The organism is Cryobacterium sp. N22, assembly GCF_002929555.1.
In the GTDB taxonomy this organism is placed as follows: Bacteria; Actinomycetota; Actinomycetes; order Actinomycetales; family Microbacteriaceae; genus Cryobacterium.
In genome coordinates this window covers 39,727-63,222 of record NZ_PJJP01000032.1, presented here as the reverse complement: position 1 = coordinate 63,222, position 23,496 = coordinate 39,727, and the positions used below count along the sequence as shown (strand labels likewise).

Annotated in this window: 23 protein-coding genes; 9 read left to right on the top strand and 14 right to left on the bottom strand. The window is 70.7% G+C overall.

The genetic code is table 11. From position 1 onward, the window contains the following. Nucleotides 1-18 precede the first annotated feature (18 nt). Nucleotides 19-990: an FKBP-type peptidyl-prolyl cis-trans isomerase gene (locus CXY76_RS07800; protein ID WP_104163681.1), complete on the bottom strand. Its 972-nt coding sequence runs from the start codon at nt 988-990 to the stop codon at nt 19-21. Between the two features lie 318 nt (nt 991-1,308). Between CXY76_RS07800 and CXY76_RS19390 the strand changes: the two genes are divergently transcribed. The 3 genes from CXY76_RS19390 to CXY76_RS07790 all read left to right on the top strand — a co-directional run bounded on the left by CXY76_RS19390 (nt 1,309) and on the right by CXY76_RS07790 (nt 3,610). After that, the gene (locus tag CXY76_RS19390) at nt 1,309-1,452 is read left to right on the top strand and encodes a hypothetical protein (RefSeq protein ID WP_158253860.1); all 144 of its coding nucleotides are present in this window, start codon (nt 1,309-1,311) and stop codon (nt 1,450-1,452) included. Nucleotides 1,453-1,526: 74 nt separating this feature from the next. Then, the gene (locus tag CXY76_RS07795) at nt 1,527-1,901 is read left to right on the top strand and encodes a metalloregulator ArsR/SmtB family transcription factor (RefSeq protein ID WP_104163680.1); all 375 of its coding nucleotides are present in this window, start codon (nt 1,527-1,529) and stop codon (nt 1,899-1,901) included. Continuing rightward, nucleotides 1,898-3,610, top strand: coding sequence for a SulP family inorganic anion transporter (locus tag CXY76_RS07790; RefSeq protein ID WP_104163679.1), 1,713 nt, complete (start codon nt 1,898-1,900; stop codon nt 3,608-3,610). The genes CXY76_RS07795 and CXY76_RS07790 overlap by 4 nt, the downstream gene beginning before the upstream one ends. Before the next feature lie 93 nt (nt 3,611-3,703). Here the strand turns inward: CXY76_RS07790 and CXY76_RS07785 are convergent, their stop codons facing one another. After that, on the bottom strand, nt 3,704-4,975 hold the full coding sequence (locus CXY76_RS07785) for a LuxR C-terminal-related transcriptional regulator (protein ID WP_104163678.1): 1,272 nt from the start codon (nt 4,973-4,975) through the stop codon (nt 3,704-3,706). 114 nt (nt 4,976-5,089) lie between these two features. Here CXY76_RS07785 and hxlB point away from each other — a divergent pair, with 114 nt between their 5' ends. Together hxlB and hxlA are read left to right on the top strand one after the other, a co-directional pair. Continuing rightward, on the top strand, nt 5,090-5,671 hold the full coding sequence (gene hxlB, locus CXY76_RS07780; RefSeq protein WP_104163677.1) for a 6-phospho-3-hexuloisomerase: 582 nt from the start codon (nt 5,090-5,092) through the stop codon (nt 5,669-5,671). A 52-nt stretch (nt 5,672-5,723) separates the two neighbouring features. Further along, on the top strand, nt 5,724-6,347 hold the full coding sequence (gene hxlA, locus CXY76_RS07775) for a 3-hexulose-6-phosphate synthase (RefSeq protein WP_104163676.1): 624 nt from the start codon (nt 5,724-5,726) through the stop codon (nt 6,345-6,347). Between the two features lie 90 nt (nt 6,348-6,437). Here the strand turns inward: hxlA and CXY76_RS07770 are convergent, their stop codons facing one another. The 5 genes from CXY76_RS07770 to CXY76_RS07750 form a co-directional block, all read right to left on the bottom strand. Next, nucleotides 6,438-7,106, bottom strand: coding sequence for an HAD hydrolase-like protein (locus tag CXY76_RS07770; RefSeq protein WP_233199638.1), 669 nt, complete (start codon nt 7,104-7,106; stop codon nt 6,438-6,440). A gap of 198 nt (nt 7,107-7,304) precedes the next feature. After that, entirely contained in the window at nt 7,305-8,060 is a 756-nt protein-coding gene (locus tag CXY76_RS07765) for a nucleoside/nucleotide kinase family protein (protein ID WP_199190237.1), read from the bottom strand. Nucleotides 8,061-8,076: 16 nt separating this feature from the next. Then, nucleotides 8,077-8,772, bottom strand: coding sequence for an endonuclease NucS (gene nucS / locus CXY76_RS07760; protein ID WP_104163673.1), 696 nt, complete (start codon nt 8,770-8,772; stop codon nt 8,077-8,079). A gap of 9 nt (nt 8,773-8,781) precedes the next feature. Then, nucleotides 8,782-10,005, bottom strand: a complete 1,224-nt coding sequence (locus tag CXY76_RS07755) for an MFS transporter (RefSeq protein ID WP_104163672.1) — start codon at nt 10,003-10,005, stop codon at nt 8,782-8,784. 87 nt (nt 10,006-10,092) lie between these two features. After that, nucleotides 10,093-11,421 carry an MATE family efflux transporter gene (locus CXY76_RS07750; RefSeq protein ID WP_255408469.1) on the bottom strand — a complete coding sequence of 443 codons (1,329 nt, stop codon included), beginning with the start codon at nt 11,419-11,421 and terminating at the stop codon, nt 10,093-10,095. A 69-nt stretch (nt 11,422-11,490) separates the two neighbouring features. Here CXY76_RS07750 and CXY76_RS07745 point away from each other — a divergent pair, with 69 nt between their 5' ends. Together CXY76_RS07745 and CXY76_RS07740 are read left to right on the top strand one after the other, a co-directional pair. Then, nucleotides 11,491-12,483 carry an ABC transporter ATP-binding protein gene (locus CXY76_RS07745; RefSeq protein ID WP_104163670.1) on the top strand — a complete coding sequence of 331 codons (993 nt, stop codon included), beginning with the start codon at nt 11,491-11,493 and terminating at the stop codon, nt 12,481-12,483. Between the two features lie 53 nt (nt 12,484-12,536). Further along, nucleotides 12,537-14,153, top strand: a complete 1,617-nt coding sequence (locus tag CXY76_RS07740; RefSeq protein ID WP_104163669.1) for an ABC transporter permease — start codon at nt 12,537-12,539, stop codon at nt 14,151-14,153. 7 nt (nt 14,154-14,160) lie between these two features. On the opposite strand, the gene CXY76_RS07735 is transcribed toward CXY76_RS07740, so the two are convergent. The 3 genes from CXY76_RS07735 to CXY76_RS07725 all read right to left on the bottom strand — a co-directional run bounded on the left by CXY76_RS07735 (nt 14,161) and on the right by CXY76_RS07725 (nt 16,909). Then, entirely contained in the window at nt 14,161-14,436 is a 276-nt protein-coding gene (locus tag CXY76_RS07735; protein ID WP_199190228.1) for a hypothetical protein, read from the bottom strand. Between the two features lie 50 nt (nt 14,437-14,486). Next, nucleotides 14,487-15,917, bottom strand: coding sequence for a glycosyltransferase family 2 protein (locus CXY76_RS07730; protein WP_104163668.1), 1,431 nt, complete (start codon nt 15,915-15,917; stop codon nt 14,487-14,489). 62 nt (nt 15,918-15,979) lie between these two features. Further along, the gene (locus CXY76_RS07725) at nt 15,980-16,909 is read right to left on the bottom strand and encodes an NADP-dependent oxidoreductase (protein ID WP_104163667.1); all 930 of its coding nucleotides are present in this window, start codon (nt 16,907-16,909) and stop codon (nt 15,980-15,982) included. A gap of 140 nt (nt 16,910-17,049) precedes the next feature. Here CXY76_RS07725 and CXY76_RS07720 point away from each other — a divergent pair, with 140 nt between their 5' ends. Together CXY76_RS07720 and CXY76_RS07715 are read left to right on the top strand one after the other, a co-directional pair. After that, nucleotides 17,050-19,014: a M13 family metallopeptidase gene (locus tag CXY76_RS07720; RefSeq protein ID WP_104163666.1), complete on the top strand. Its 1,965-nt coding sequence runs from the start codon at nt 17,050-17,052 to the stop codon at nt 19,012-19,014. Between the two features lie 160 nt (nt 19,015-19,174). Continuing rightward, nucleotides 19,175-20,005 (top strand): serine hydrolase, encoded by an 831-nt coding sequence (locus CXY76_RS07715; RefSeq protein WP_233199636.1) that lies wholly within the window; start codon nt 19,175-19,177, stop codon nt 20,003-20,005. 15 nt (nt 20,006-20,020) lie between these two features. Here CXY76_RS07715 and CXY76_RS07710 read toward each other — a convergent pair whose 3' ends face one another. The 4 genes from CXY76_RS07710 to CXY76_RS07695 form a co-directional block, all read right to left on the bottom strand. Beyond that, nucleotides 20,021-20,602, bottom strand: coding sequence for a DUF5655 domain-containing protein (locus CXY76_RS07710; RefSeq protein ID WP_104163664.1), 582 nt, complete (start codon nt 20,600-20,602; stop codon nt 20,021-20,023). 99 nt (nt 20,603-20,701) lie between these two features. Then, nucleotides 20,702-22,051 carry an NADP-specific glutamate dehydrogenase gene (gene gdhA / locus CXY76_RS07705; RefSeq protein WP_104163663.1) on the bottom strand — a complete coding sequence of 450 codons (1,350 nt, stop codon included), beginning with the start codon at nt 22,049-22,051 and terminating at the stop codon, nt 20,702-20,704. 129 nt (nt 22,052-22,180) lie between these two features. After that, nucleotides 22,181-22,600 carry an NUDIX domain-containing protein gene (locus tag CXY76_RS07700; protein WP_233199635.1) on the bottom strand — a complete coding sequence of 140 codons (420 nt, stop codon included), beginning with the start codon at nt 22,598-22,600 and terminating at the stop codon, nt 22,181-22,183. Then, entirely contained in the window at nt 22,597-23,457 is an 861-nt protein-coding gene (locus CXY76_RS07695; protein WP_104163662.1) for a shikimate 5-dehydrogenase, read from the bottom strand. Before CXY76_RS07695 ends, CXY76_RS07700 begins: the two co-directional genes overlap by 4 nt. Nucleotides 23,458-23,496 lie beyond the last annotated feature (39 nt).

Below are 23,496 nucleotides of genomic sequence, written 5' to 3'. Positions count from 1 at the left end.
GCAGGCCGCCGGGGACGGCTATGCAGAGGCGATGATGTCCACGACGAAGACCAGGGTGTCGGTTGCGCTGATGCCGGCCGTCTCGTTGCCGCCTTCATAACCCAGTTCGCCCGGCGGGATGACAATCACGACCTGGGAACCCACGGTCTGTCCGACCAGGCCCTGGGTGAATCCGGTGATCAGCCCGGAGACCGGGAACGTCGTGGGGCCGACGTCCCAGCTCTGGTCGAACACCTTGCCGGAGTCCCAGATGGCGCCGGTGTACTGCACGGTCACCGTGGAGGTTTCCGTCACGGCCGCGCCGTCACCCTTCTTGAGCACCTCGACACCGAGTTCGGCGGGCGGGTCGCTCTTGGGCATGGTCACGGTGGGAGCGCCGTCATCGGCGAGCTTCACGGTGGGGAAGCCGTCCGTCGGCTCCTGATCCTCTCCCGTGGCGCGGGTGGGCAGCTTCTCCTTGATGTCGATCACGAAGAGCAGCTGGTCGGTGGCGGCCACCCCCAGGTCGGTGTTGCCGGTCTCGCCGAAACCGTCCGCGGGCGGGAAGACGACGGCCACCCTGTCCCCCACGTTGGAGCAGGCCACACCCTTGAGGATGCCCGGGATGACGCCCTGGCCGTTGACCACGTTCACGGTGAGGCCGGCGGCGTCACCGTAGCCTCCGGCGGTGAGCTTGGCACCGGTGGTGGCGTTGTACGCGGCGTAGGAGATGGCCACGGAGTCGCCCTCCTTGACGGCGTCCCCGGTGCCCTCCGTGACGACGGTGCGTTCGGTGGCTTTCGTGGCCAGCGGAGATTCGAAGGTCACGGTGGGTTCGGCCCCGGCGTCACCGGCGACGGTGACGGCATCCGACGTCGCACCGGGATCGGTGCATTCGACGGCGGCGGCCGTGGCCGACGGTGTTGCCGAGGTATCGGGTGACGCCGCGCACCCGGTGAGGGCGACGGCCGCCACCGCGGTCAGGGTGAGAAAAGTGGGAAGTGTGCGCACGCGGGTGTCTCCAGTTCAGATTCGGGCCTCGACCAGTCTGGTCCCCGCACCTATGTATGTGCTGAATCGGGGCAGCTCCCAGTCAGCTCCCAGGCCCGCCGGTTCGGGACCTTCGTCCCCTGACGGGGGGACGGCGGCGACCTAGACTGAATATTCGGCCCCAGCAATTCGTCGGGCCGAGCAAGGTCGATGGTGACCGAACCCACCGACAGTGGCGCCACGCTCATCACGGCAACCTTTTCATTTGATTGACGCCCTGCCCCACCACATCGAACGCCGCTCGATGTGGTGACAGCACGTCAAGAGAAAGAGCAATTCGTGTCCGACCAAAAGTCGACTTCAGTAAACGCCGTCAGCATGGACCGCTGGGAGAGCCTCAAGCGCGAGTACTTCTGGCGCACCCACCGCAACGTCCCCGCCGCCGCCCCGGCCGCCACGGTAGCCGACCCCAACGCGGAGTAGCCCGCCGCTCGTCGGTCGCCGGCGACGGGACCTTGGTCTCGGGCCATCCTTCGATAGCGCGATATGATGAATTCATGGAACCGCTGAATGAGGACCCGACCGACACCTTCACGGATGCGAACCGCCCGCTGTATGAGGTGAAGGCCAACCTCTTCAAGGGGCTGGCGCATCCGGTTCGGGTGCGGGTGCTGGAGGTGCTCGCACACGCCGACACCGACCTGTCGGTCTCCGACCTGCTCGCCGACACCGGCCTGGAGGCCTCGCACCTCTCCCAGCACCTGTCGGTGCTGCGCCGGCACAACCTCGTGGTGGCCGAGCGCCGGGGCAGCCTGGTGTTCTACAGCCTGGCCTACCCGCAGGTCGCCGATCTGCTCGCGGTGGCCCGGCAGCTGCTCGTCGAGATTCTCGAGACCACCCAGCAGCGCCTGATCAGCACGGTCGGCCGGTGACCACCGCCGCCGGCAGAACCGGCCGCTACCTGCGGGCCCTGCTGCCGAGCTGGCAGGACTACCGGGACGTGAAGCGCACCTGGCGCGGTGACCTCGTGGCCGGCCTCACCGTGGGCATCATCGCGCTGCCGCTGGCCCTGGCCTTCGGGGTCAGCTCCGGCGCCGGCGCCGAAAGCGGCCTCATCACCGCCATCGTGGCCGGCGTCATCGCGGCCGTGTTCGGCGGCTCCAACATTCAGGTGTCCGGCCCCACCGGTGCCATGGTCGTGGTGCTCGGACCGGTCGTGGCCGCCCACGGCATCGGCGTTGTCGCGGTGCTCAGTCTCATGGCGGGTGTCATCGTGATCGCCGCCGGAGCCCTCAAGCTCGGCCGGGCGGTCACCTTCATCCCCTGGCCGGTGATCGAGGGCTTCACCCTCGGCATCGCCGTCATCATCTTCCTGCAGCAGGTGCCCGCCGCGATCGGCTCCCAGGCCGGCCCGAGCAGCAACGCCTTCGTGGCCGCCGTGCAGTCCTTCGGCACCGTCGACTGGTCCACCGTGATCATCCCCGTGGGCATGGTGCTCGTCGTCGCCGCGATCATGCTGCTGGCGCCCCTGGTGCACCGGAAGCTGCCGGGCTCGATCGTGGCCATCGTCGTGGTGACCGTGATCGCCAACCTCGCCAACCTGCCGTTGGCCCGCATCGGCGAGCTGCCCAGCTCACTGCCGTCGCCCACGCTGCCGCAGCTTGATCCCGCCCTGATCGGCTCGCTGGTCGGCCCCGCGCTCACCATCGCGGCGTTGGCCGCGATCGAGTCCCTGCTCTCCGCACGGGTGGCCGTCACCCTCTCCGACACCGGCCCGTACGACGCCGACCGCGAGCTGGTGGGCCAGGGCCTGGCCTCGATCGCGTCCGGCTTCTTCGGCGGCATGCCGGCCACCGGCGCGATCGCACGCACGGCCGTGAATATCCGTTCGGGCGGCCGCACCCGGCTGGCGGCGATCGTGCACTCGATCGTGCTCGTCGGCGTGGTCTACCTCGCCACCGGGGTGGTCTCGCAGATCCCGCTCGCCGCTCTGTCGGGCGTGCTCATGGTGACCGCGGCCCGCATGATCTCGATCGCCACCGTGCGCAGCATCATCGGTTCGACCGGGTCGGACGCCACGGTCTTTGTCATCACCGCCCTGGTGACGGTCTCGGTCGACCTCATCGTGGCCGTGGGCATCGGCATCGCCGTGGCCGCGTTCTTCGCGCTGCGGGCGGTGTCGGCCTCCAGCGGAGTGCACCGGGAGGAACTGCCCGGCACACCCGTGCCGGGCGACGAGCGCATCGCGCTGTTCAGGCTGGACGGCGCGCTGTTCTTCGGTGCGGCCGAGCGGATGCTCGAACGGGTCAACCAGACCAGCCACATCACCGTGGTGATCATCCGCATGTCGCAGCTGCAGATCCTCGACGCCACCGGCGCCCGGGTGATCACCGAGATGATCCAGGCACTGGAACGCCGCGGCATCACGGTGCTGGTCAAGGGCATCCAGCCGCGGCACCTCAAGCTCGTCACCCGGGTGGGCGTGATCACGTCACTGCGGCACCGCAACCACCTCTTCACCGACCTCGACGCCGCGATCGAGCACGCCCGCAGCCACGTCACCCGGGCCGCGACGGCCGGCGGCGGCACGGATGCCGGCGACTTCGGCTGGACCAGCGCGATCCGGTTGCCCAGGGACTAGCGGCCGGCGTTGGTAAGGAAAAAGTGAGGGTATAAGGACGGAAACGGAACTCGGGTCCTTATCTGCGACCTTTTTCCTGATAAACGTGCGTCGCTAGCGGGCCAGCGAGGCCAGCTCGGCGCGGGTGGAGGCACCCACCTTGCGCAGCAGGTTGGCCACGTGGAACTTCACGGTGTTCTCGCTGATCGAGAGCTCGGCGGCGATGGCCTTGTTCCGCGCCCCGGACGCGACCAGGGTCAGCACGCCCTGCTCACGCGGGCTCAGGCCCCACTCGGTGGCCGGGGCCAGCGGCGTCAGCGGTGCGTCGAGCGGCAACGAGACCGTGAGCTCCGAACCCCAGCCGGAGGTGGCCCGCACCTCGAAGGTGCCGCCGAGCGCGGCCACCCTGGCGGTGAGCGGGCCGATGCCGGGGGAGTCCGCGGTGAGGGCCCCGGCGCCGTCGTCTCGGATCTGGATGAGCAGGTTGGCGCCGTCGCAGTCCCACTGCACGCGCACCCGGCTCACCCCGGCCTGCTCCACCAGGGCCAGCACGGCCCCGCGCACGATGGCGCGGCCCGCGTGGGCGACCTCGCCGGGCAGGGCCCGCCCGTTGGCCGGCGGTTCGATGAACTGCACGTCGAGGTCGCCGAACCGCACCAGCGGCCGCAGGTCATCCCGCAGCCGGGCGAAGGCATCCGCCACCGGTTCCTCCGCGAGCGACCGGTCCCGGTCGGACACCGCCCGCAGGCTCACCATGGCGCTCGCGGCCAGGTCGGTGGCGGTCTGCCGGGCGGCCTCGGCGCTCACCGAGCGCGAGCGCAGCACCGCGAGCAGGGATTCGAGGGTGGTCGAATGGGCATCCGTGAGATCGGCGATGAGCTTGGCGCGCTCGGCCGACGCGGCCCGCGAGTCGAGCAGGTAGGCGGGGGCGGCCGCGGCCACCTGCTGGCGGATGCTGGTGGCCACGAGCTGCCACAACCGGCCGATGAGAGCGAGGGTCGACTCGGGGTCGGCCGCGCCGGCCGGCGTGAGTTCGGGGTCGGTGAGCACCAGCAGTGCGCCGGTGGAGGCGGTCCACGCCGTGATCGGGCGGTCGGTCCCGCCGAGCACGGCCCGTCGCCCCCACGGGTCGGACGGTTCGCTGGTGAGCGAGCGGCGCACGGCGTCGAGCTCGACGAGGGTGACGTCGTCGGTGATGGCCGGGTCGCCGGCCTTCTTCTGCGGTCGCCCGGTGCAGTCCTCGGTGAAGATCACCAACGCGCTGTGCCCGATGAAGGGCTCCAGCAGATCGGAGAAGCCGCCGGCGATGTCGAGCAGTGAACTCCCGACGACGCTCTGCAGGGCGTCGAGCAGTTCGATTGAGCGGGGGCTGGCTGGCGAGTACACCGCGTCAGCCTACTCGAACCGGCGCACCGGGTGCGCGCGGCCCTACCCATCCGGGTGGGCCACCCGTCCGTTCGGTGGGCCGCAGCCGCCGGAGAGGACGGCAACCATGGAGGGATGCCGCACACCGAAACACCCCGCTCCGTGAGCATCGCCCTCGCCGCCATCCTCGCCGAGAACACGGCCGTCATCGAGCGCCTAGCCACCGACGCCGCCGCCCTCGACGCCATGGCCGCACGGCTCGGCGCCGCCGAGCGCGTCTTCGTGCTCGGCGCCGGCCGCTCCGGCCTGGCCCTGCGGATGACCGCCATGCGCCTGATGCACCTCGGCCTGGTCGTGCACGTTGTCGGCGAGGTCACCACGCCCGCCATCACGGCCGGCGACGCGCTGATCGTGGCGAGCGGCTCCGGCAGCACCCCCGGCATCGTGCGGGCGGCCGAGACCGCGCACGCCGAAGGCGCGACGGTGCTGGCCCTCACGGCGGCCGCCGCCTCCCCGCTGGCCGGGTTGGCATCCGTGACCGTGCTCGTTCCGGCGGCCGAGAAGCAGGACCACGGCGGCGCCTTGTCGGCGCAGTACTCCGGCGGCCTGTTCGAACAGGCGGTCCTGATCATCGGCGACGCGCTCTTCCACACCATCTGGCAGGCATCCGGCGCCACCGCGGCCGAGCTCTGGCCCCGGCACGCCAACCTCGAGTAGCAACCCCACCTCTTTCACCGCCCCACCCACCGAACAACAGAAAGCAGATCCCATGAAGCTTCAGGTCGCAATGGACGTACTCACCACCGACGACGCGCTGGCCCTGGCCGGCCAGGTCGCCCCGTACGTGGACATCATCGAGCTCGGCACCCCGCTGATCAAGGCGGAGGGCCTGCGCGCGGTCACCGCGATCAAGCAGGCCCACCCCGACAAGATCGTCTTCGCCGACCTCAAGACGATGGATGCCGGCGAGCTCGAGGCCGACATCGCCTTCACCGCCGGTGCCGACCTGGTCACCGTGCTCGGCACGGCCGGCGACAGCACCATCGCGGGCGCCGTGAAGGCGGCCGCCAAGCACAACAAGGGCATCGTCGTGGACCTGATCGGCGTGGCCGACAAGGTTGCCCGGGCCCGCGAGGTCATCGCCCTCGGCGCCGTCTTCGTCGAGATGCACGCCGGCCTCGACGAGCAGGCCGAGGCCGGCTTCTCGCTGGAGACCCTGCTTGCCGCCGGTGAGACCGCCAAGGTGCCGTTCTCCCTGGCCGGCGGGGTTTCGGCCGCCACCATAACCGCCGTGCAGCGCGCCGGCGCAGCGGTGGCCGTGGCCGGCGGCGCCATCTACGGTGCGGACGACCCGGCGGCCGCCGCCGCGGAGCTGCGCGCCGCCATCAGCTAGCCGCGAGATGCCGAAAAGTGCCCCTTCACGATGCGTGAAGGGGCACTTTGCGGCGACTGGACGCCGCGGGGATGCGGCGAATCGGGCAGATCAGCCGAGGAGGAGCTTGGCGAGCTGATCGGTGGAGTGCACCACGGCGGTGGCCAGGGCGGCCTCCGCGGGGGAGCCGTAGCCCCACTCGACGAGGATGGTGGGCACGCCGTTGGCGTTGGCGCCCTCGGCGTCGTAGATGCGGTCGCCGACCATGACGACGGCGGAGGTGTCGACGCCGAGGGCGGTCAGGCGCACCAGGGCCTCCTCGACGATGTCGGCCTTGTTGCTGCGGGTCTCGTTCTCGGTGGCGCCCACCATGACGGTGAAGTACTGGGCCAGCTCGAAGTGCTCAAGGATCGCGATCGCGGTGTGCTCGGGCTTGCTGGTGGCCAGGCCGAGCGGGATGCCGGACTCGTGGATGCGCTCGAGCAGGCCGGCGACACCCGGGTACACGGCGGTGTCCAGCGACGCGGGGCCCTGGTAGTCGGCGCGATACACGGCCAGGGCCTCCTGGGCCTCGTCGGGCGTCATGCCGGCGTACTCGCCGAACGCGGCGAGCAGCGGCGGGCCGACGTACTTCATCAGCTCGGTGTCGGAAGGAACCGGGCGGCCGAGCAGAGCGAAGGTGCGGGCCAGCGAGTTCGTGATTGCCGGGGCGGAATCCGTGATGGTTCCGTCGAGGTCGAAGAGGATGGCGCTCCAGGTGCGCGTCAGAGTGGGGTTCACTCGCAATATCCTAGGGCCGGAGGGGGCAAACCCTTGCATGCGAGCTGGATTCAGGGTATGCGCGACACCGCGGTCGGCCACCGCGGTCGGCAACCGGGGCGGCCGGATCCCCAGCCAATTGTTGCCCGTACGGACAATTGCGCCCGGTGCGCCGGACGCAATTGTCCGCACGGGGAACAGTTGTGGCGGCGGGGCCGATCAGGCCGAGGGGATGACCGTGGCGTCGAGGCCGGACACCCGCAGCGCGGCGCGGGGCGCCGATCGCTCGATGAGCACCGCGTTGGCTCCGTCGACGTTCTCGGCCCAGTCCCGGGCGGCCACGGGGCTGCGGCCGTGCCGCTCGTGCCGCGCCACCAGGCGCTGCAGGCGCTCGGAGCCCGGGGTCTGGCAGAACCACACCTCGGCGGCCAAGCCGGGCACCAGGTTCCAGGGTTCCTGGTCCACGAGCAGGTAGTTGCCCTCGACGACCACGATGCGGGTGCCCGGTTCCACAACCAGGGCGCCAGCCACGCCCTCGTCGACCGCTCGGTCGAAGCTCGGGGCGTAGACCGGGTGGTCGGTCTCGGCCGTGAGGCGTCGCAGCAGCGCCACGAAGCCCCACCCGTCGAAGGTGTCGATGGCACCCTTGCGGTCGTGCCGGCCGAGCCTGTCGAGGGTGGCATTGGCCAGGTGGAAGCCATCCATCGGCAGGTGCACGGCCAGGGGAACCGCGGCATCCGCGCTGGTGACCGCGGCGGCGAGGCTGACTCCCGCGGCATCCGGCCCGGCGGCGGCCAACTCGGTGACACGCCGCGCCACCCGCTCGGCCAGGGTCGTCTTGCCCGCGCCGGGGCTGCCGGCGATGCCCACGACGATGCGGCCCTCGGCGGGCAGCAGGCCGAGCACCCGGCGGGCGAGCAGGTCGAGCGGCGCGGTGCCGCCGCTCTCCAGAGCGGAGGACGCGGCAGAGGACAGGCCGGGCACGGGGAGCCTAGAAGAGCTTGGACGCGGTGTCGTCGAGCCCGCGCATGGCGTCGTAGTCGAGCACCAGGCAGCGGATGCCGCGGTCCTCGGCCAGCGTGCGGGCCTGGGGTTTGATCTGCTGCGCGGCGAACACGCCCACCACGGGCGCCAGGTGCGGGTCGCGGTTCATCAGCTCGAGGTAGCGGGTGAGCTGCTCGACGCCGTCGATGTCGCCGCGGCGCTTGAGTTCGACGGCCACCGAGGCGCCCTGGGCGTCCCTGGCCAGGATATCGACGGGGCCGATCGCCGTCATGTACTCGCGGCGCACCAGGGTGTGGCCGTCGCCGAGCAGGTGGATGTGCTCTGCGAGCAGTTTCTGCAGATGCGCCTCGACACCGTCCTTGATCAGGCCGGGGTCGATGCCGAGATCGTGGGCGGAGTCGTGCTCCACCTCGTACAGGCTCACGATGAGCTGGTCGGCGGTCTTGGCGTGCGTCACGGTCCACAGCTCGGTGATCCCGGCGTCGGCCTGCAGGTCGTCGGGCGCCGAGACGGCCAGGCTGCACGGCGGGCTCATCCAGTTCAGCGGCTTGTACGAGCCGCCGTCGGAGTGCACGAGCAGGCTGCCGTCGGACTTGACCATGAGCAGGCGGGTGGCCAGCGGCAAATGCGCGCTGAGTCGTCCGGCGTAGTCAACTGAACATTTTGCTATAACGAGGCGCACTGAACGAGCTTAACCGGCGGCGGGGGTCTGCGCGCGCTCGCGGGCGGCCGGGGCGGCTAGCCCGGCCAGGGCCATGAGCACCACGATCACAAACAGGGCGTTGAGGATGCCCCACTGCTCGCCGATCAGGCCCAGCACCGGCGGCCCGACCAGGAATGCGAAATAGCCGATCATGGCGACGGCGCTCACCCGGGCGGCCGCGTTGGCGGTGTTGTCGGCCGCGGCGGACATGCCCACCGGAAAGCCGAGCGAGGCGCCGAGGCCCCACAGCACGGTGCCCACCACGAGCAGCCACACCGACGGTGCGAGGATCACCAGCAGCAGCCCGGTCACGCCCAGGACCGAGCAGGCCCGAAGCACCGGCACCCGGCCGAGCCTGTCCAGCACCGGGCCGCCGAGCACCCGGCCCACGGTCATCGCCGAGACGAACACCCCGAAGACCAGCGCCCCGGTGGCGTCGCTCTGCCCGTGCCCGTCGACCACGGCCAGGGCCAGCCAGTCGCTGGCCGAGCCCTCGGCGAAGGTCATGCCCAGCACGATCACCCCGATCATCAGGATGCTCGGGTCGCGCCACACCGCGAGGCTGGTGCGCATCCGCTCGGCCCAGTTCGGCCGCACGACGGAATGATCAGCGGAGTCGCCGAGTGCCGGCCGGAGCGGCACGAACCGCACCGCGATCGCGGCGGCGGCCAGCGCGAGGGCGGCGACGAGGCTGAGGTGCCAGCCCACCGACACCGCGAGCCCGGCGGCCCCGGCGCCCAGCAGCGCCCCGGCCACGGTGCCCAGGCTGAAGCAGGCGTGCAGCAACGGCATCAGGGTGACGCCGAGTTCGCGTTCGACGGCGGCCCCCTCGACGTTCATCATGACGTCGGTCGAGCCCATGCCGAAGCCCACCAGGGCCAGGGCGGCGAACGCGATCGGCGACGAACCCCACACTGTCGCGGCGGCGCCCACCAGGACCAGTCCCGCCGACGAGGTGGCGATGCTGATCACCAGGGCCCGGCGGGCGCCGAACGCCGACAGCAGCCAGACGGCCGCGATGAGTCCGAGGATCGACCCGGCGGAGAGCCCGAAGATCAGCAGGCCCACCTGGTCGGTGCGGAGCGCCAGGTCATCGCGCACGGTGGGGATGCGGGACACCCACGACGCCAACCCGAGCCCGCTCACGAAAAACAGCACAAAGACGGCGTTCCGCCAGCGGGTGAGTTCCAGCCGACCTCGAGTGTTCGTCATTCCACCCACGCTACCGCCCCCGCGAACTGTGAGTTGAGCCCCAGAAACCGTGAGATTCTGGGGCTTTTCTCACAGTTCGCGAACCGGTCAGGCGCCCAGGCGCACCCAGCGGTTGCCTCGGACCCGCAAACTCAGGGTCACCGCCCTGGCGCCGAGGAAGCCGAAGACGAACGCGGCCATCAGCCAGGCGAGCCCCGCGGCGCCGGCGGGCGCGACGAGCAGCACCAGGCCGGCCAGCGGAACGAAGGCGGCCAGGTTGACCAGGCCGGTGATCGCGAGGTAGCGGTCGTCGCCGGCGCCGATCAGCACCCCGTCGAGCACGAAGACCAGGCCGCCCAGCGGCACGGACAGGCCGAGCACCACCAGTGTCGGCGGCAGCAGCCCGGTGACCTCCGCGGCATTCGTGAACACCCGGCCGAGGACCCCGCTGGCGGCCACCACGACCAGACCGAGCAGCACCCCGCCGCCGATGCCCCACTCCAGGCAGCGGCGCAGTACCTGGCGCACCTGCTGCTCGTCGCCGGCGCCGAGACCGCGGCCCACCAGGGCCTGGGCGGCGATGGCGAGGGCGTCGAGGGCGAAGGCCAGTGCGGCGAAAAGGGTCATCGCGATCTGGAACGCCGCGAGCTCCGGTGAGCCCAGGCTGGTGGCCACGAACACCGCCAGGAGCATGGCCGCGCGCAGGCTCGCGGTGCGCAGGAACAGCCAGCCGCCGCTCGTGGCCCCACGGAGCAGGCCCGCGCGGTGCGGCCGGAGCGGCGTCCGTTCGCGGCGGGCGTGCCGCATCACGATGACGAGGTACACGGCCACCATGCCCCACTGGGCGAGCACCGTGCCCAGCGCCGACCCGATCAGGCCGAGGCCCAACCCGTAGATGAACCACAGGTTGAGCAGGATGTTGGCCAGGAAGCCGAGCCCGGCGACCCAGAGCGGGGTGCGGGTGTCCTGCAGGCCGCGCAACAGCCCGGTCGCGGCGAAGACCAGCAGCATCGCGGGCACACCCAGCATCGACAGGCCCAGGTAGTCGGCGGCGGCGCGGGTCACCTCGGGTTCGGCACCGAAGGCGGCCACCAGCGTGGGGGCCGCGAACCAGCCGGCCACCGCGAGCACGGCGCCGAGGCCGAGGGCCAGCCACAGGCCATCCACCCCCACCGACACCGCGCGGCGTCGGTCGCCGACGCCGAGCCAGCGAGCCACGGCGGGGGTGGTGCTGTACGCGAGGAACACCATCAGCCCGATGATGGTCTGCAGCACCGCGCTGGCCAGGCCGAGACCGGCCAGCGGCACCGCACCGAGGTGGCCGACCATGGCCGAGTCCGACAACAGGAACAGGGGCTCGGCGATGAGGGCGCCGAGGGCAGGCAGGGCCAGCCGGCGGATCTCCCGGTCGATGGGTTGAGGGCGTAGAAGTTCGATGCCTCGACTCTAGTTAGCTCCGCCGACAAGGGAGGGCGCCGCCCGCGGTTCGGGCGTAGTCTCACGGCTATGAGCCCCGTTGTTCAGACGCGTGACCTCACCAAACGGTTCGGCCGGGTGCAGGCCCTCGCCGGCCTCGATCTGTCGGTAGCAGAGGGGGAGGTGCACGGATTCGTCGGCCCCAACGGTGCGGGCAAATCCACCACCATCCGCATCCTGCTCGGCCTGATGCGCGCCGGCGGCGGCTCGGCCAGCGTGCTCGGCGGCGACCCCTGGGCGGATGCGTCCGCCCTGCATCGCCGCATCGCCTACGTCCCCGGCGACGTGAGCCTGTGGCCCAACCTCTCCGGCGGCGAAGCCATCGACCTGCTCGCCCGGCTGCGCGGCGCGCGCACCACCGACCCGGCCTACCAGGCGCGCCGCCGGCAGCTGCTGGAGCGGTTCCAGCTCGACCCGACCAGGAAGGGACGCACCTACTCCACGGGCAACCGGCAGAAGGTGGCTCTCGTGGCGGCGCTGGCCGTGCCCGCCGACCTGCTCATCCTCGACGAACCCACCTCGGGCCTCGACCCGCTGATGGATGCCGTCTTCCGGGCCGAGATCGTCGGGGCGGCCGCCGACGGCGCCACGGTGCTGCTCTCCAGCCACATCCTCAGCGAGGTCGAGCGGCTCTGCGACCGGGTGAGCATCATCCGCTCCGGCCGGATCATCGAGACCGGCACCCTGGCCGAGCTGCGCCACCTCACCCGCACCGAGGTGGCCTTCGCCGGCGCCGGACTCACGGATGCCGAGCTGGCCGGGCTCGCCGCTCGGCTGCCGGGCGTGCGCGACCTCACCGTCGGCGACGACAGGGTGAGTTTCACGGTCGACGCGGCGACGCTGCCCGGGATTCTGCCGGTGCTCGCCGACCTGAAGGTGCAGGCCCTCACCGTGGCGCCGCCCACCCTGGAGAGCCTGTTCCTGCGCCACTACGGCGGCCCGTCGGCGGCCCCGAGCGGGCCGGAGGAGGCGGGCGCGGACCCGGCCGGAGCGCATTCCCCGCAGCACCGGCACCGCCGATGACGGCCCCGCCAACCGGGGCTCGCCAAGCCGCCCCGCCGAGCACCAGGACGGCGGTGCCCACCCTGTGGCCGCTGCTGGCCCTGCGTCTGCGGCGCGACCGCGTGCAGGTGCCGGTCTGGCTGCTCTCCCTCGGCGCGATCACCCTGCTCGCCGGCATCGCGGTGCCCGCCAGTTTCGGCACCCTCGTCGAGCGGGAGTCCCTCGTGCAGATCGCCGTGGGCACGCCGGCCATTCTGATGCTGCGAGGCGAACCGCGCGGACCCGACACCGACGCGCTGCTGTTCTTCAGCCTGTTCGCCAACCTCGCCACCGCCGTGGCGTTCATGAACACGTTCCTCGCCGTGCGGCACAGCCGCGCGGAGGAGGAGGCGGGGCGCAGCGAGCTGATCGGCGCCACCGTCGCCTCCCGGATGGTGCCCCTGCTGGCCACGATGCTGTTCGGCGCTCTCGCGAGCCTGGCCGCGGGCGCCGCGGTGGCCCTGGCCCTAGTCGCCGCCGGCCTGGACCTTGACGGTGCGCTCGTCACCGGAGCCGCTCTGGCCGGCACCGGCGTCGTCTTCCTCGGTGTGGGAGTGGTCGCGGCGCAGCTGATGCGCACGTCCCGCGGTGCGAACGGACTGGCGGCTGCTGTGGTCGGTCTGGCCTATGTGTTGCGGGCCGTGGGTGACGCGGGCGGCACACCGGCCGCCGACGGCCTGAGCCTCACAAGCGCCTGGCCGAGCTGGCTGTCCCCGATCGGCTGGGGCCAGCACACGCGAGCGTTCACCGAGAACAACCTGGCGCCCCTGCTGCTCGCGGTCGCCTTCGCCGGCTTGCTCGTTGCCGTGGCCGTGCTGCTGCAATCCCGACGTGACACGGGCTCGAGCGTCTTCGCCGAACGATCCGGCCGACCCGCCGCCGGTCCGCTGCTGCGCGGCTCGTTGGGGCTGGCCTGGCGGTTGCAGCGTCCGGCGATCCTCGGCTGGGCCATCACCGGGCTGTTGTTCGGGTTACTGGCCGGCAGCCTCGGCGAGACCGTGGCCGACCTGATGGAGGGCAACCCGGTCTTCCAGAATGTGCTGGTGGGCCTGGCCGGCGGCCGCGGCGCGGTCATCGACCTGTACACCGCCGCCCTGTTCAGCCTTGTCGGGGTGATCGCGGCGGCCGCCGCGATCCAGTCGATGCTCCGGGCGCGCCAGGAGGAAGCCGCCGGAGTGGCCGAGGCGATGCTCAGCACCAGCCTCGGCCGCATCCGCTGGCTGTTCGACTACCTGTTCGTCGGCCTCGCCGGGATCGTGCTGGTGGTCGCGGCCGCCGTGCTGGGCGCGGCGGCCGGGCTCATCAGTTCCGAGAACGCCGCCGACCGCATCGCCAGTGTGCTGGCGGCCGGGGCCGCTCAGCTGCCCGCGGCGCTTCTCCTGCTCGCCGTCGCCGCGGTGCTCGTGGCGCTGGTGCCGCGCCTGAGCGTCGGGCTGAGCTGGGGCCTGTTGCTCGCCGCGGTGGTCGTCGGCCAGTTCGGCGACCTGCTCGACCTGCCCCAGTGGCTGCGTGACCTCTCACCGTTCAGCCACACGCCCGCCGTGGCCGCGGCGGAGGTGGACTGGAGCGGTGCCTGGTGGATGCCGGCGCTGGCCGTGCTGCTGACCGCCGTGGCGGCCGTGGGCATCCGCCGCCGCGATCTGGCGCTGTGAGGACCGGCTAACGGATGCCGGGCAGCGTCGGCACGGCACCCGTGGTGGGTGGCGGGGACGGTGGTGTCGGCAGCAGGGGCGGCGGATGATCCACCCCGTAGATGCTGCGGGCAGTGGACCGACGGTTCCTGCCGCTGACCCAGTCCGTGAGGTAGATCTTCGGCAGGATCTTCGCTACAGCGAGCGCAACATAGATGACGGTGTTGATCCCGACGAACGCCGAAAAGATCGCGAAGAAGGGCGAGGCCAAGGCCGAATCGGGCAACAGGATGCCGGTCGGCACCGCCCGGGGCGGTATGAGCGACAGCAACGTGAGGAGCGGTGGCACCGGGATCAGGCGGCCCTCACCTTCCGGGGCTGCGTGCTCGCGTGTTCCCAGTTGGCCTGCCGACCGAGTGTGATGTCGATGATTCCCTTGACGTAGACCGCGTTCAGGAACATGTCGAAGCAGAGCTCGGGGAGCACGGTGAGCGCAAGCAACCGGGCACGCCAACCGCCCTCCCACACGGTGACCACGCGTTCGGTGACGAAGATCGTGCCGAGGCCGAGCCAGAACGGGAACCACACCCAGGAGCTCACGGCGAGCAGGGTGACCAGAATCAAGGTCAGGAACGAGGTCAGGGCGATGACGCTGTAGCCGATGCCGAGTTGTTGCGCCCAGTAGCGCAGCGTCGCCGGGGTCAGCCCGTACGCGCCGATGTTCTCCAGGGCGCCGCGTTGCCAGCGCAGGCGCTGCTTCCAGAGGGCTGGCAGGGTCGGCATCAGCTCGGTCACCACTGTGCACTGTGCGGGGGAGGTGATCAGGGCGCCGAGCGATTTCAGTGCGATCGTGAGTTCGTTGTCCTCGGTGAGCGCGTGTGTGTCGTAGACATCGCCGTGGACGCCCGGGATGGTGATGTCGCGGTTCTCGGCGACGGAACGCAGTGCGAGGGGCCGGAACATCGAAGCCGTGCCGGTGAGCACGAAGACGCGGCCACGCCGCCGGGCGAGTTCCCGGGAATAACGCACGTACTCATTGCGCTGGAGCAGCCCGATCAGGCCGAACCCCGGCTCACCGTAGAAGAGGCCCCCGATCGCCATCAGGGCGCGATCGCTCGTGAAACGGGCGACGGCCTCGGCGAGGAACCCGTCGTCGAGCGCGGTGTCCGCGTCCATGACCATGATCACGTCGTTGTCGAGCTGTCCTGGCAGCACCCGGGTGAGCGCCTGGTTCAGGGCGCCGGCCTTCTTCTTGCTGTTGTCCACGGATTCGAAGACCTCGACGCCGTGCGCGCGGGCGATGGCGACGGTGTCGTCCGTGCAGTTGTCGGCGACGACGATGACATGCTCCGGCCTGTGCGACTGGGCGAAGAGCGAGGCCAGGGTCGCCGGGAGCGAGAGCTGCTCGTTGTGCGCGGGGATCAGCACGGTCACCGTCACGGGTCCGGCGAAAGCACCGCCGTTCCGGGCCATCACGATTTTCGGAGCGAGCGGGTTGCGGCTCGCGTTCGAGGACCGCCGCGATCTGTTCGTTGCCCGGCGTTCGAGAAGGGCGATGCCGGTGGCGAAGAGCACGGCGAGGGCGATGGCCCCCAGGATCGCCCAGAGCGCTGGTCGGCTCGGATCGTACAAGACAGGGAGCACACCGAAGATCAGGTACCGGAAGGGGGCTGCATCGGGCGTCGGATTCCCGGCTGCGACGGCGAACCACAGCAGTGCCGCCGCGCTCGTGGCCAGACCCGCGATAACGAGGCCGACCGATCGTCCCAGTGCCCGTGCCCCCATACATCAGATCGTATCGCGTCGACCCGCCGGCAGCCCGGTAGTCCGGGCGCCGGCGACACGCTCTACGGCAGGATGACGAGCTTGCCGCGCGCGCCGGACTCGAAGTCGTCGAAGGCCTCGGCCACGTCGGCGAGGGCGTAGCTGCCCTGCACGGTCACGGAGGTGCGGCCGGCGGCGAGGCTCTCGGCCAGGCGGGTCAGCACCTCGGGGGTGGGGTCGGCGAGGATCGGCACCACGGTCACGGTGTCGCTGGCGAGCTGGTCGGGCGAGCCGATCAGGGTGGAGACCAGACGACCGCCGGCACGCAGCGCCGGCAGCACGGTGGCCGCGTCGCCGGCGAAGTGCAGCACCACGTCGACGCCGTCGGGGTGGGCGGCGAGCACGGCCTCACTGAGGTTCTGGGTGTGGTCAACGACCTCGCTGGCGCCGAGCAGGCGCACCTGGGCGATGCCGAGGGCGGTGCGGGCGGTGGCGATCACGGTCGCGCCCGCCGCGGCGGCGAGCTGCAGGGCCTGGTTGCCGACACCGCCGGTGGCGCCGACGACCAGAACGGTGCTGCCGGGGGTGAGCTGGGCGGCATCCACGGCGGCCTGCGCTGCCGTGCCGGCCAGCCCGAGGGCGGCGCCGCGCGCGAAGTCGACCTGCTCCGGCAGCTTCGCCAGGCCCGTCGCGGTGGGCACCACCACGAACTCGCCGAACGAACCGTCGCCCAGGTGGGCCTTGGTGACGACGCCGAAGACCCGGTCGCCCACGGCGTAGGCCGTGACGTCGTCGCCGACGGCATCCACGATCCCCGCGAAGTCCTTGCCCAGCACCACCGGGAACCGGTGCTCCATCAGACCGTTGAGGTAGCCGGCGGCCACGGCCAGGTCGAACCCGTTGACGGATGCCGCGTGCACGCGCACGCGGACCTCTCCCGCGGACGGCTGAGGGGTGTCGATCTCGCTCAGTTCGAGGGCGGAGCCGAACTCGGGCAGGGTGATGACGCGCATGGGGATCTCCTGGGTCAGGGGCGACCCGTGTGGAGCGCCGTTGTTCTTATGCTCCCATGCCGCTGCATCCCTGACCACGGCCCATGGTCCCACGCCCGCCACATCCCCCACCATTTCACGGTGAGGTTTAGGCTGGTGCGATGACTGATCAGGCGACGGCATCCGGAATCGACACCGACGAACTCGACCCGGGCGTGCGCCCGCAGGACGACCTCTTCCGCCACGTGAACGGCAAGTGGATCGCCCGCACCGAGATCCCGAACGACAAGGCCCGCTGGGGTTCGTTCTATCTGCTCGCCGAGGAGGCCGAGAAGGCCGTGCGGGCCATCATCCTCGAGGCGCAGACCGCCGAGGAGGGCACCGAGGAGCGCAAGTTCGGTGACCTCTACGCCAGCTTCATGGATGAGGAGCGCATCGAGCAGCTCGGCGCCACCCCGCTCGCGGCCGACCTCGCCACCGTGGACGGCATCAGCAGCGTGCCGGTGTTCCTCGCCACCCTCGGCCGCCTCGAGCGGGCCGGCGTCGCGGGAACCTTCCAGCTCTTCGTCGACAACGACCCGGGCAACCCCGAGCGCTACCTGGTCTTCGTCGAGCAGGCCGGCCTGGGCCTGCCGGACGAGTCCTACTACCGTGACGAGAAGTTCACCGGCGTGCGGGAGGCCTACCTCGCCTTCGTCGAACGGATGCTCACCCTCGCCGGCGTCGACGACGCTCCGGTGCGCGCCGGGCGCATCTTCGCCCTGGAAACCGAGCTCGCCAGCCACCACTGGGACAACGTGCGCACCCGCGACAGCGAGAAGACCTACAATCTCAAGACCTGGGACCAGCTCTCCGCGCTCGCCGCGGGCGCCGACCTCGACCTGTGGCTGGAGGGCTTGGACGCCCCGGCCGTGGCATTCGCCGAGGTCGTCGTGCGCCAGCCGAGCTTCGTGGTCGGCCTGGCCGAGATGCTCACCGAGGACCGGCTCGACGCCTGGCGGGACTGGCTGCGCTGGCAGGTCATCCGCTCGAGCGCGTCGTACCTGTCGAGCGACTTCGTCGAGGCGAACTTCGACTTCTACGGCCGCACCCTCACTGGCACCCCGCAGATCCGCGCCCGCTGGAAGCGCGGCGTCTCGCTCGTGGAGGGCGCCCTCGGCGAGGCCGTCGGCCGCATCTACGTCGACCGGCACTTCTCACCCGACGCCAAAACCAGCATGGACGTGCTCGTCGGCTACCTCGTCGAGGCCTACCGGGCCAGCATCTCCGGCCTGGACTGGATGACCGCCGAGACCCGGGCCCGTGCCCTGGAGAAGCTGGACAAGTTCACCCCCAAGATCGGCTACCCGGTGAAGTGGCGCGACTACTCCAGCCTGGCCATCGAGCCCGGCGACCTGATCAAGAACGTGCGCGCCACCGGCGAGTTCGAGTTCCACCGGGAGCTGGGCAAGATCGGCAACCCGCTGGACCGCGACGAGTGGTTCATGACGCCGCAGACCATCAACGCCTATTACAACCCGGGCTTCAACGAGATCGTCTTCCCCGCCGCCATCCTTCAGGTGCCGTTCTTCGACGTGAACCGGGATGCCGCAGCCAACTACGGAGCGATCGGCGCGGTCATCGGCCACGAGATCGGCCACGGCTTCGACGACCAGGGCTCCAAGTACGACGGCGACGGCCGGCTCACCGACTGGTGGACCGAGGCCGACAAGGCCGCGTTCGACGAGCGCACGGCGTCGCTGATCGAGCAATACGACGCGCTGCACCCGGCGCAGGTTCCCGACCACCACGTGAACGGTGCCCTCACCATCGGCGAGAACATCGGCGACCTGGGCGGCCTCTCGATCGCCTGGAAGGCGTACCTGCTCTCGCTCGAGGGCGCCGAGCCGCCCGTCATCGACGGGTTCACCGGTGCCCAGCGGTTCTTCCTCTCCTGGGCGCAGGCGTGGCAGATGAAGATGCGCGATGAGGAGGCCATCCGCCTGCTCGCGATCGACCCGCACTCGCCGAACGAGTTCCGGTGCAACCAGATTGTGCGCAACATCGACGTGTACTACACGGCGTTCGGCGTGACCGAGACGGATGCCGCGTGGCTCGCCCCTGAGAAGCGCGTCACGATCTGGTAGCGGTCTTCTCCGGCCCCGCGACGCGTGGGTTAGGGTGTTCGCGGGGATGTCGCAGTACCGATAGTCAGAGGACAACGCAGTAGTGGTCGCGCCAGCACAGGATTCCGAACGCCGGTCAAGGCACGCAATCGAACGCGGCGGCAGACACCGGGAATCCTCGGTGCCGTCCAGCTTCGAACGTGGCTTTCAAGCGCTCGGCGAGCTCGCCATGGGTGGCGCGCAGGTGTCGGCGCGGGCGACCGACCTGGCCACCGGCCGGGTGCTGTTCTCCGTCGATGACCACGTCGTGATGCCCACCGCCGGCGTCGGCACGGTGCTGCTGCTCATCGAGGTGGCTTCGCGGTTGCGCGACGCCGACTTCGGCGCCTACACGATCCTCGACCGCACGGTGAAGGATTCGGTCGACGGCTCCGGTCTCTGGCAGCACCTGCAGGCGCCGTCGCTGCCCGTGGCCGACCTGGCCGCACTCGTGGGCGCCACCAACGACAACCTGGCCACCAACGTGCTGCTGCGCGCGGTGGGCCTGGAGGCCGTGCGCCGGCGCACCGAGGAACTCGGCCTGAGCGGCACCGGCCTGCTCGACCTCGTCCGCGACTCCCGCGGCCCCGACGACGCCCCCAACCTGTCGGTGGGCAGCGCCCGCGAGCTCACCTGGCTGTTCACGGCCCTGGCCCGCGGTGAGATCCTCGACGACGAGGGCAGCGAACGGGTGCTCGGCTGGCTGTCGCTGAACTCCGACCTGTCCATGGTCGCCAGTGCGTTCGGCTTCGAACCGCACGCCCATCGGTCGGCGTCGCACGGGGTGCTGCTGGTGAACTCGACAGGCACCGACAACGGGGTGCGCAGCGAGGTGGGCGTGCTGCGCGGTCCGCGCGCCGGCGTGGCCTACGCCGTGTCGATCTTCTTCGAGGACCACTCGCTCTCCTCCCGCCTCTCGGTGCTGGACGGCATGCGCTCGGTCGGCCTCGACCTGCTCGAATACGTGCACTGACCCCCCCCCGCGCGACTAGAGGGTCGCGTCGTAGGCGTGTTTCAGCCAGGCGGCCACCTCGGAGTCGACCTGGCTGGCGGAGGTGAGCGGGATCCGGGCGGGGAAGTCGGCGCCGAGCTCGGTGGCGGGACGCAGCCGGGTGCTGGGTGTCACGCCAGGCATGTCAATGCGGAGGCCCAGGTCCACGCGGTGCCGGGTGGTCGGCTGCACCACGGCGAAGGTGCGCTGCGGCCCGGACAGCGCGACGTGCGTGGTGCGGGTCTGGATGCCCACCTCGTCGAGGTCGCCGGCGTACAGCAGCACGGCGTCGAGGATCGGCCGCAGCGACGGGCGGTCGGCGTACTGGGCGTCGATCAGCTCGTCGGCGGCCCGCACCGTGGAGTCAGGGTAGCCGAACGTCTCGTGCACGAGCAGCGCCCGCGGGTAGCCGCTGAGCCCCTCGGTCACCAGCCACTCGCGCAGGGCGTGTTCGTCGGGCGGGTCGAGCTCGCGGATGCGGGCCAGCCAGTGCTCGAGCCCGTTGCCGGTGGACTGCTGCAACATGCCGATCTCCCAGAGCCGGATATCGGCCCAGGGCAGCGGCTGCTCGTCGGTCATGCAGGCAGGGTACGCCCGCGCGCACCCTGCCGCGAGCCGTGACTTAAGCCCCGAAAACTCGCGTTTCCCGGGGCTTAACTCACGGCTCGCGGGCTGGGGTTAGATGACGCCGAGCGCGAGCATCGCGTCGGCGACCCGGGTGAAGCCGGCGATGTTCGCCCCGGCCACGTAACTTCCCGGCGTGCCGTACTCGTCAGCGGTTTCCAGGCACCGGTCGTGGATGCCGCGCATGATCTCGGCGAGACGATCCTCGGTGTGCTCGAAGGTCCACGAGTCGCGCGACGCGTTCTGCTGCATCTCCAGCGCGCTGGTGGCCACACCACCCGCGTTGACGGCCTTGGCGGGAGCGAACTTCACATTGGCCTCCGCCAACAACCGGGCCGCGTTCGGGGTGGTCGGCATGTTCGCGCCTTCGGCGACGATCTGGCAGCCGTTGCGGATCAGCGCCGCGGCGCCGTCGGCGTCGAGTTCGTTCTGGGTCGCGCACGGCAGCGCAATGTCGCACGGAACATCCCAGATCGACCCGCCGGCGACGTGCGTGACGTCGGCCGGGCGCAGTGTCGCGTACTCGGAGATCCGCCCCCGGCGCCCATCCTTGACCTCTTTGAGCAGGGCGAGGTCGATGCCGGACGGGTCGATCACATAGCCGCCGGAGTCCGAGCAGGCGATCACGGTGCCGCCGAGCTGGTGCACCTTCTCGATCGCGTAGATCGCGACGTTGCCCGAGCCGGACACGACAACGCGCTTGCCGTCGAAGCTCTGGCCGGCGGCCTTGAGCATTTCGTCGACGAAGAAGACGGTGCCGTATCCGGTCGCCTCCGTGCGCACCTGCGATCCGCCCCAGCTCAGTCCCTTGCCGGTCATCGTGCCGGACTCGTAGCGGTTGGTGATTCGCTTGTACTGGCCGAACATATAGCCGATCTCACGCCCGCCGACGCCGATGTCACCGGCCGGGACGTCGGTGTACTCGCCCAGGTGCCGGTACAGCTCGGTCATGAACGACTGGCAGAAGCGCATCACCTCGGCGTCAGAACGGCCCTTGGGATCAAAGTCGGAGCCGCCTTTTCCGCCGCCGATGGGGAGCCCGGTGAGTGAGTTCTTGAAGATCTGCTCGAAGCCCAGGAACTTCACGATCCCGAGGTTGACGCTCGGGTGGAACCGGAGGCCGCCCTTGTACGGGCCGAGTGCGGAGTTGAATTCGACCCGGAAGCCGCGGTTCACCTCGATCTTGCCCGAATCCGTCACCCACGGCACCCGGAAGATGATCTGGCGTTCGGGTTCGCACAGGCGTCGGATCACGGCCGAGTCGGCGTACTGCGGATGCTTCGTCACCACCGGTCCGAGGCTCTCCAGAACCTCGCGTACCGCCTGGTGGAATTCGGCTTCGCCGGGGTTCCGGTCGAGGACCTCCTCGAAAATCGGAACCAGCTGCTTGTCGAGCACCGACATAGATCTCCTTCGTGCATGGGGGAGCCGAAGGCAGCTCAGGGGCTGCGTGATCGTGTTCGGCCTGTCCACCGTACCGGCTCCACCCTGGCAGGGGCATTCGAGGTGCCTGCCGCCCGCGCCGCCCGATGCTCAGTCGATCAGGTCGGCGGCATGCAGCCGGCGCAGCACCTCGACGCCGGCCGGCGGGCACCGCGGCTGGTCGGCCGAGGTGGCCCAGTGCACGGCGCTCACCTCGGCGCTGGCCGCGGGTTCCGCGGTGGTCTCCGCGCCGAAGACACTCATTCGCACCAGCCGGCCGTCGGGTTCGCCGTGCGCCTGGATCAGCACCGTGAACAGGGGTTTGAGGGCGGCGGGGTCCAGGCGCACGGCCACCTCTTCCCAGGCTTCCCTGGCGGCGGCAGCCTCCTCGCTCTCGCCCGGGTCGATCTTGCCGCCGGGCATGAACCACACGTCGCGCCCGCGGGCGGTGACCATCAGCACCCGGCGGTCGCGGATGAGCGCGACGGCCGCGACCAGGATGTCGGGGTGCGCGGCCGGGGCGTCGCTCACGCGCGGGCGAAGGCCGAGGCGGCCCGCACCTGCTCGGGTGTCGGCCGCACGCCGGTGTAGCGCTCGAACTGCTCGGCGGCCTGCAGGGCGATGACTTCGGCGCCGGTGATCACGGTCTTGCCGGCAGCGCGGGCCGCGAGGATCAGGGGCGTCTCCGCGGGCAGCGCCACGACATCGAAGACGGTGTCGGAGGCCGCGATGGCCGCGGCCGTGAACGCGGACTCGGTGGCCTGCGCGCCGCCGGCCATGCCGATCGGTGTGACGTTCACCAGCAACGGCGCGGTCGCGGATCCGGGCTCGGCCAGCCAGCCGTAGCCGAGCTCGTCGGCCAGGGCGCGGCCGCGGCTTTCGTTGCGGGCCACGATGGTGCCCGTGGCGAAGCCGGAGTCGCGGAGGGCCGCTCCGACGGCCTTGGCCATGCCGCCGGAGCCGCGCAGCAGGAACGGGGTGGCCGGGTCGAGGGCGTTGCTCTTCAGCAGGTCGGCCGCGGCGATGTAGTCGGTGTTGTACGCCCGCAGGTAGCCGTCGTCGTTGACGATGGTGTTCACCGACTGGATGGCCGTGGCCGAGGCGTCGAGTTCGTCGACGAGAGCGATGACATCCTCCTTGAACGGCATCGACACCGAGCAACCGCGGATGCCGAGCGCCCGCACCCCGGCGATGGCGCCGGCCAGGTCGGTCGAGGTGAACGCCTTGTAGACGAAGTCCAGCCCGAACTGCTCATAGAGGTAGTTGTGGAACCGGGTGCCGAAGTTGCTCGGCCGTGCGGCCAGCGAGATGCAGAGGCGGGTGTCCTTGTTCAGCGCGGGCTTGGTCGGCGTAGGAGTCGGCAGCGTGGGCTTCGTTGAGTCAGTCATCGCCTCCAATGCTACGGCCCGCCCGGATTTTCACCCGGG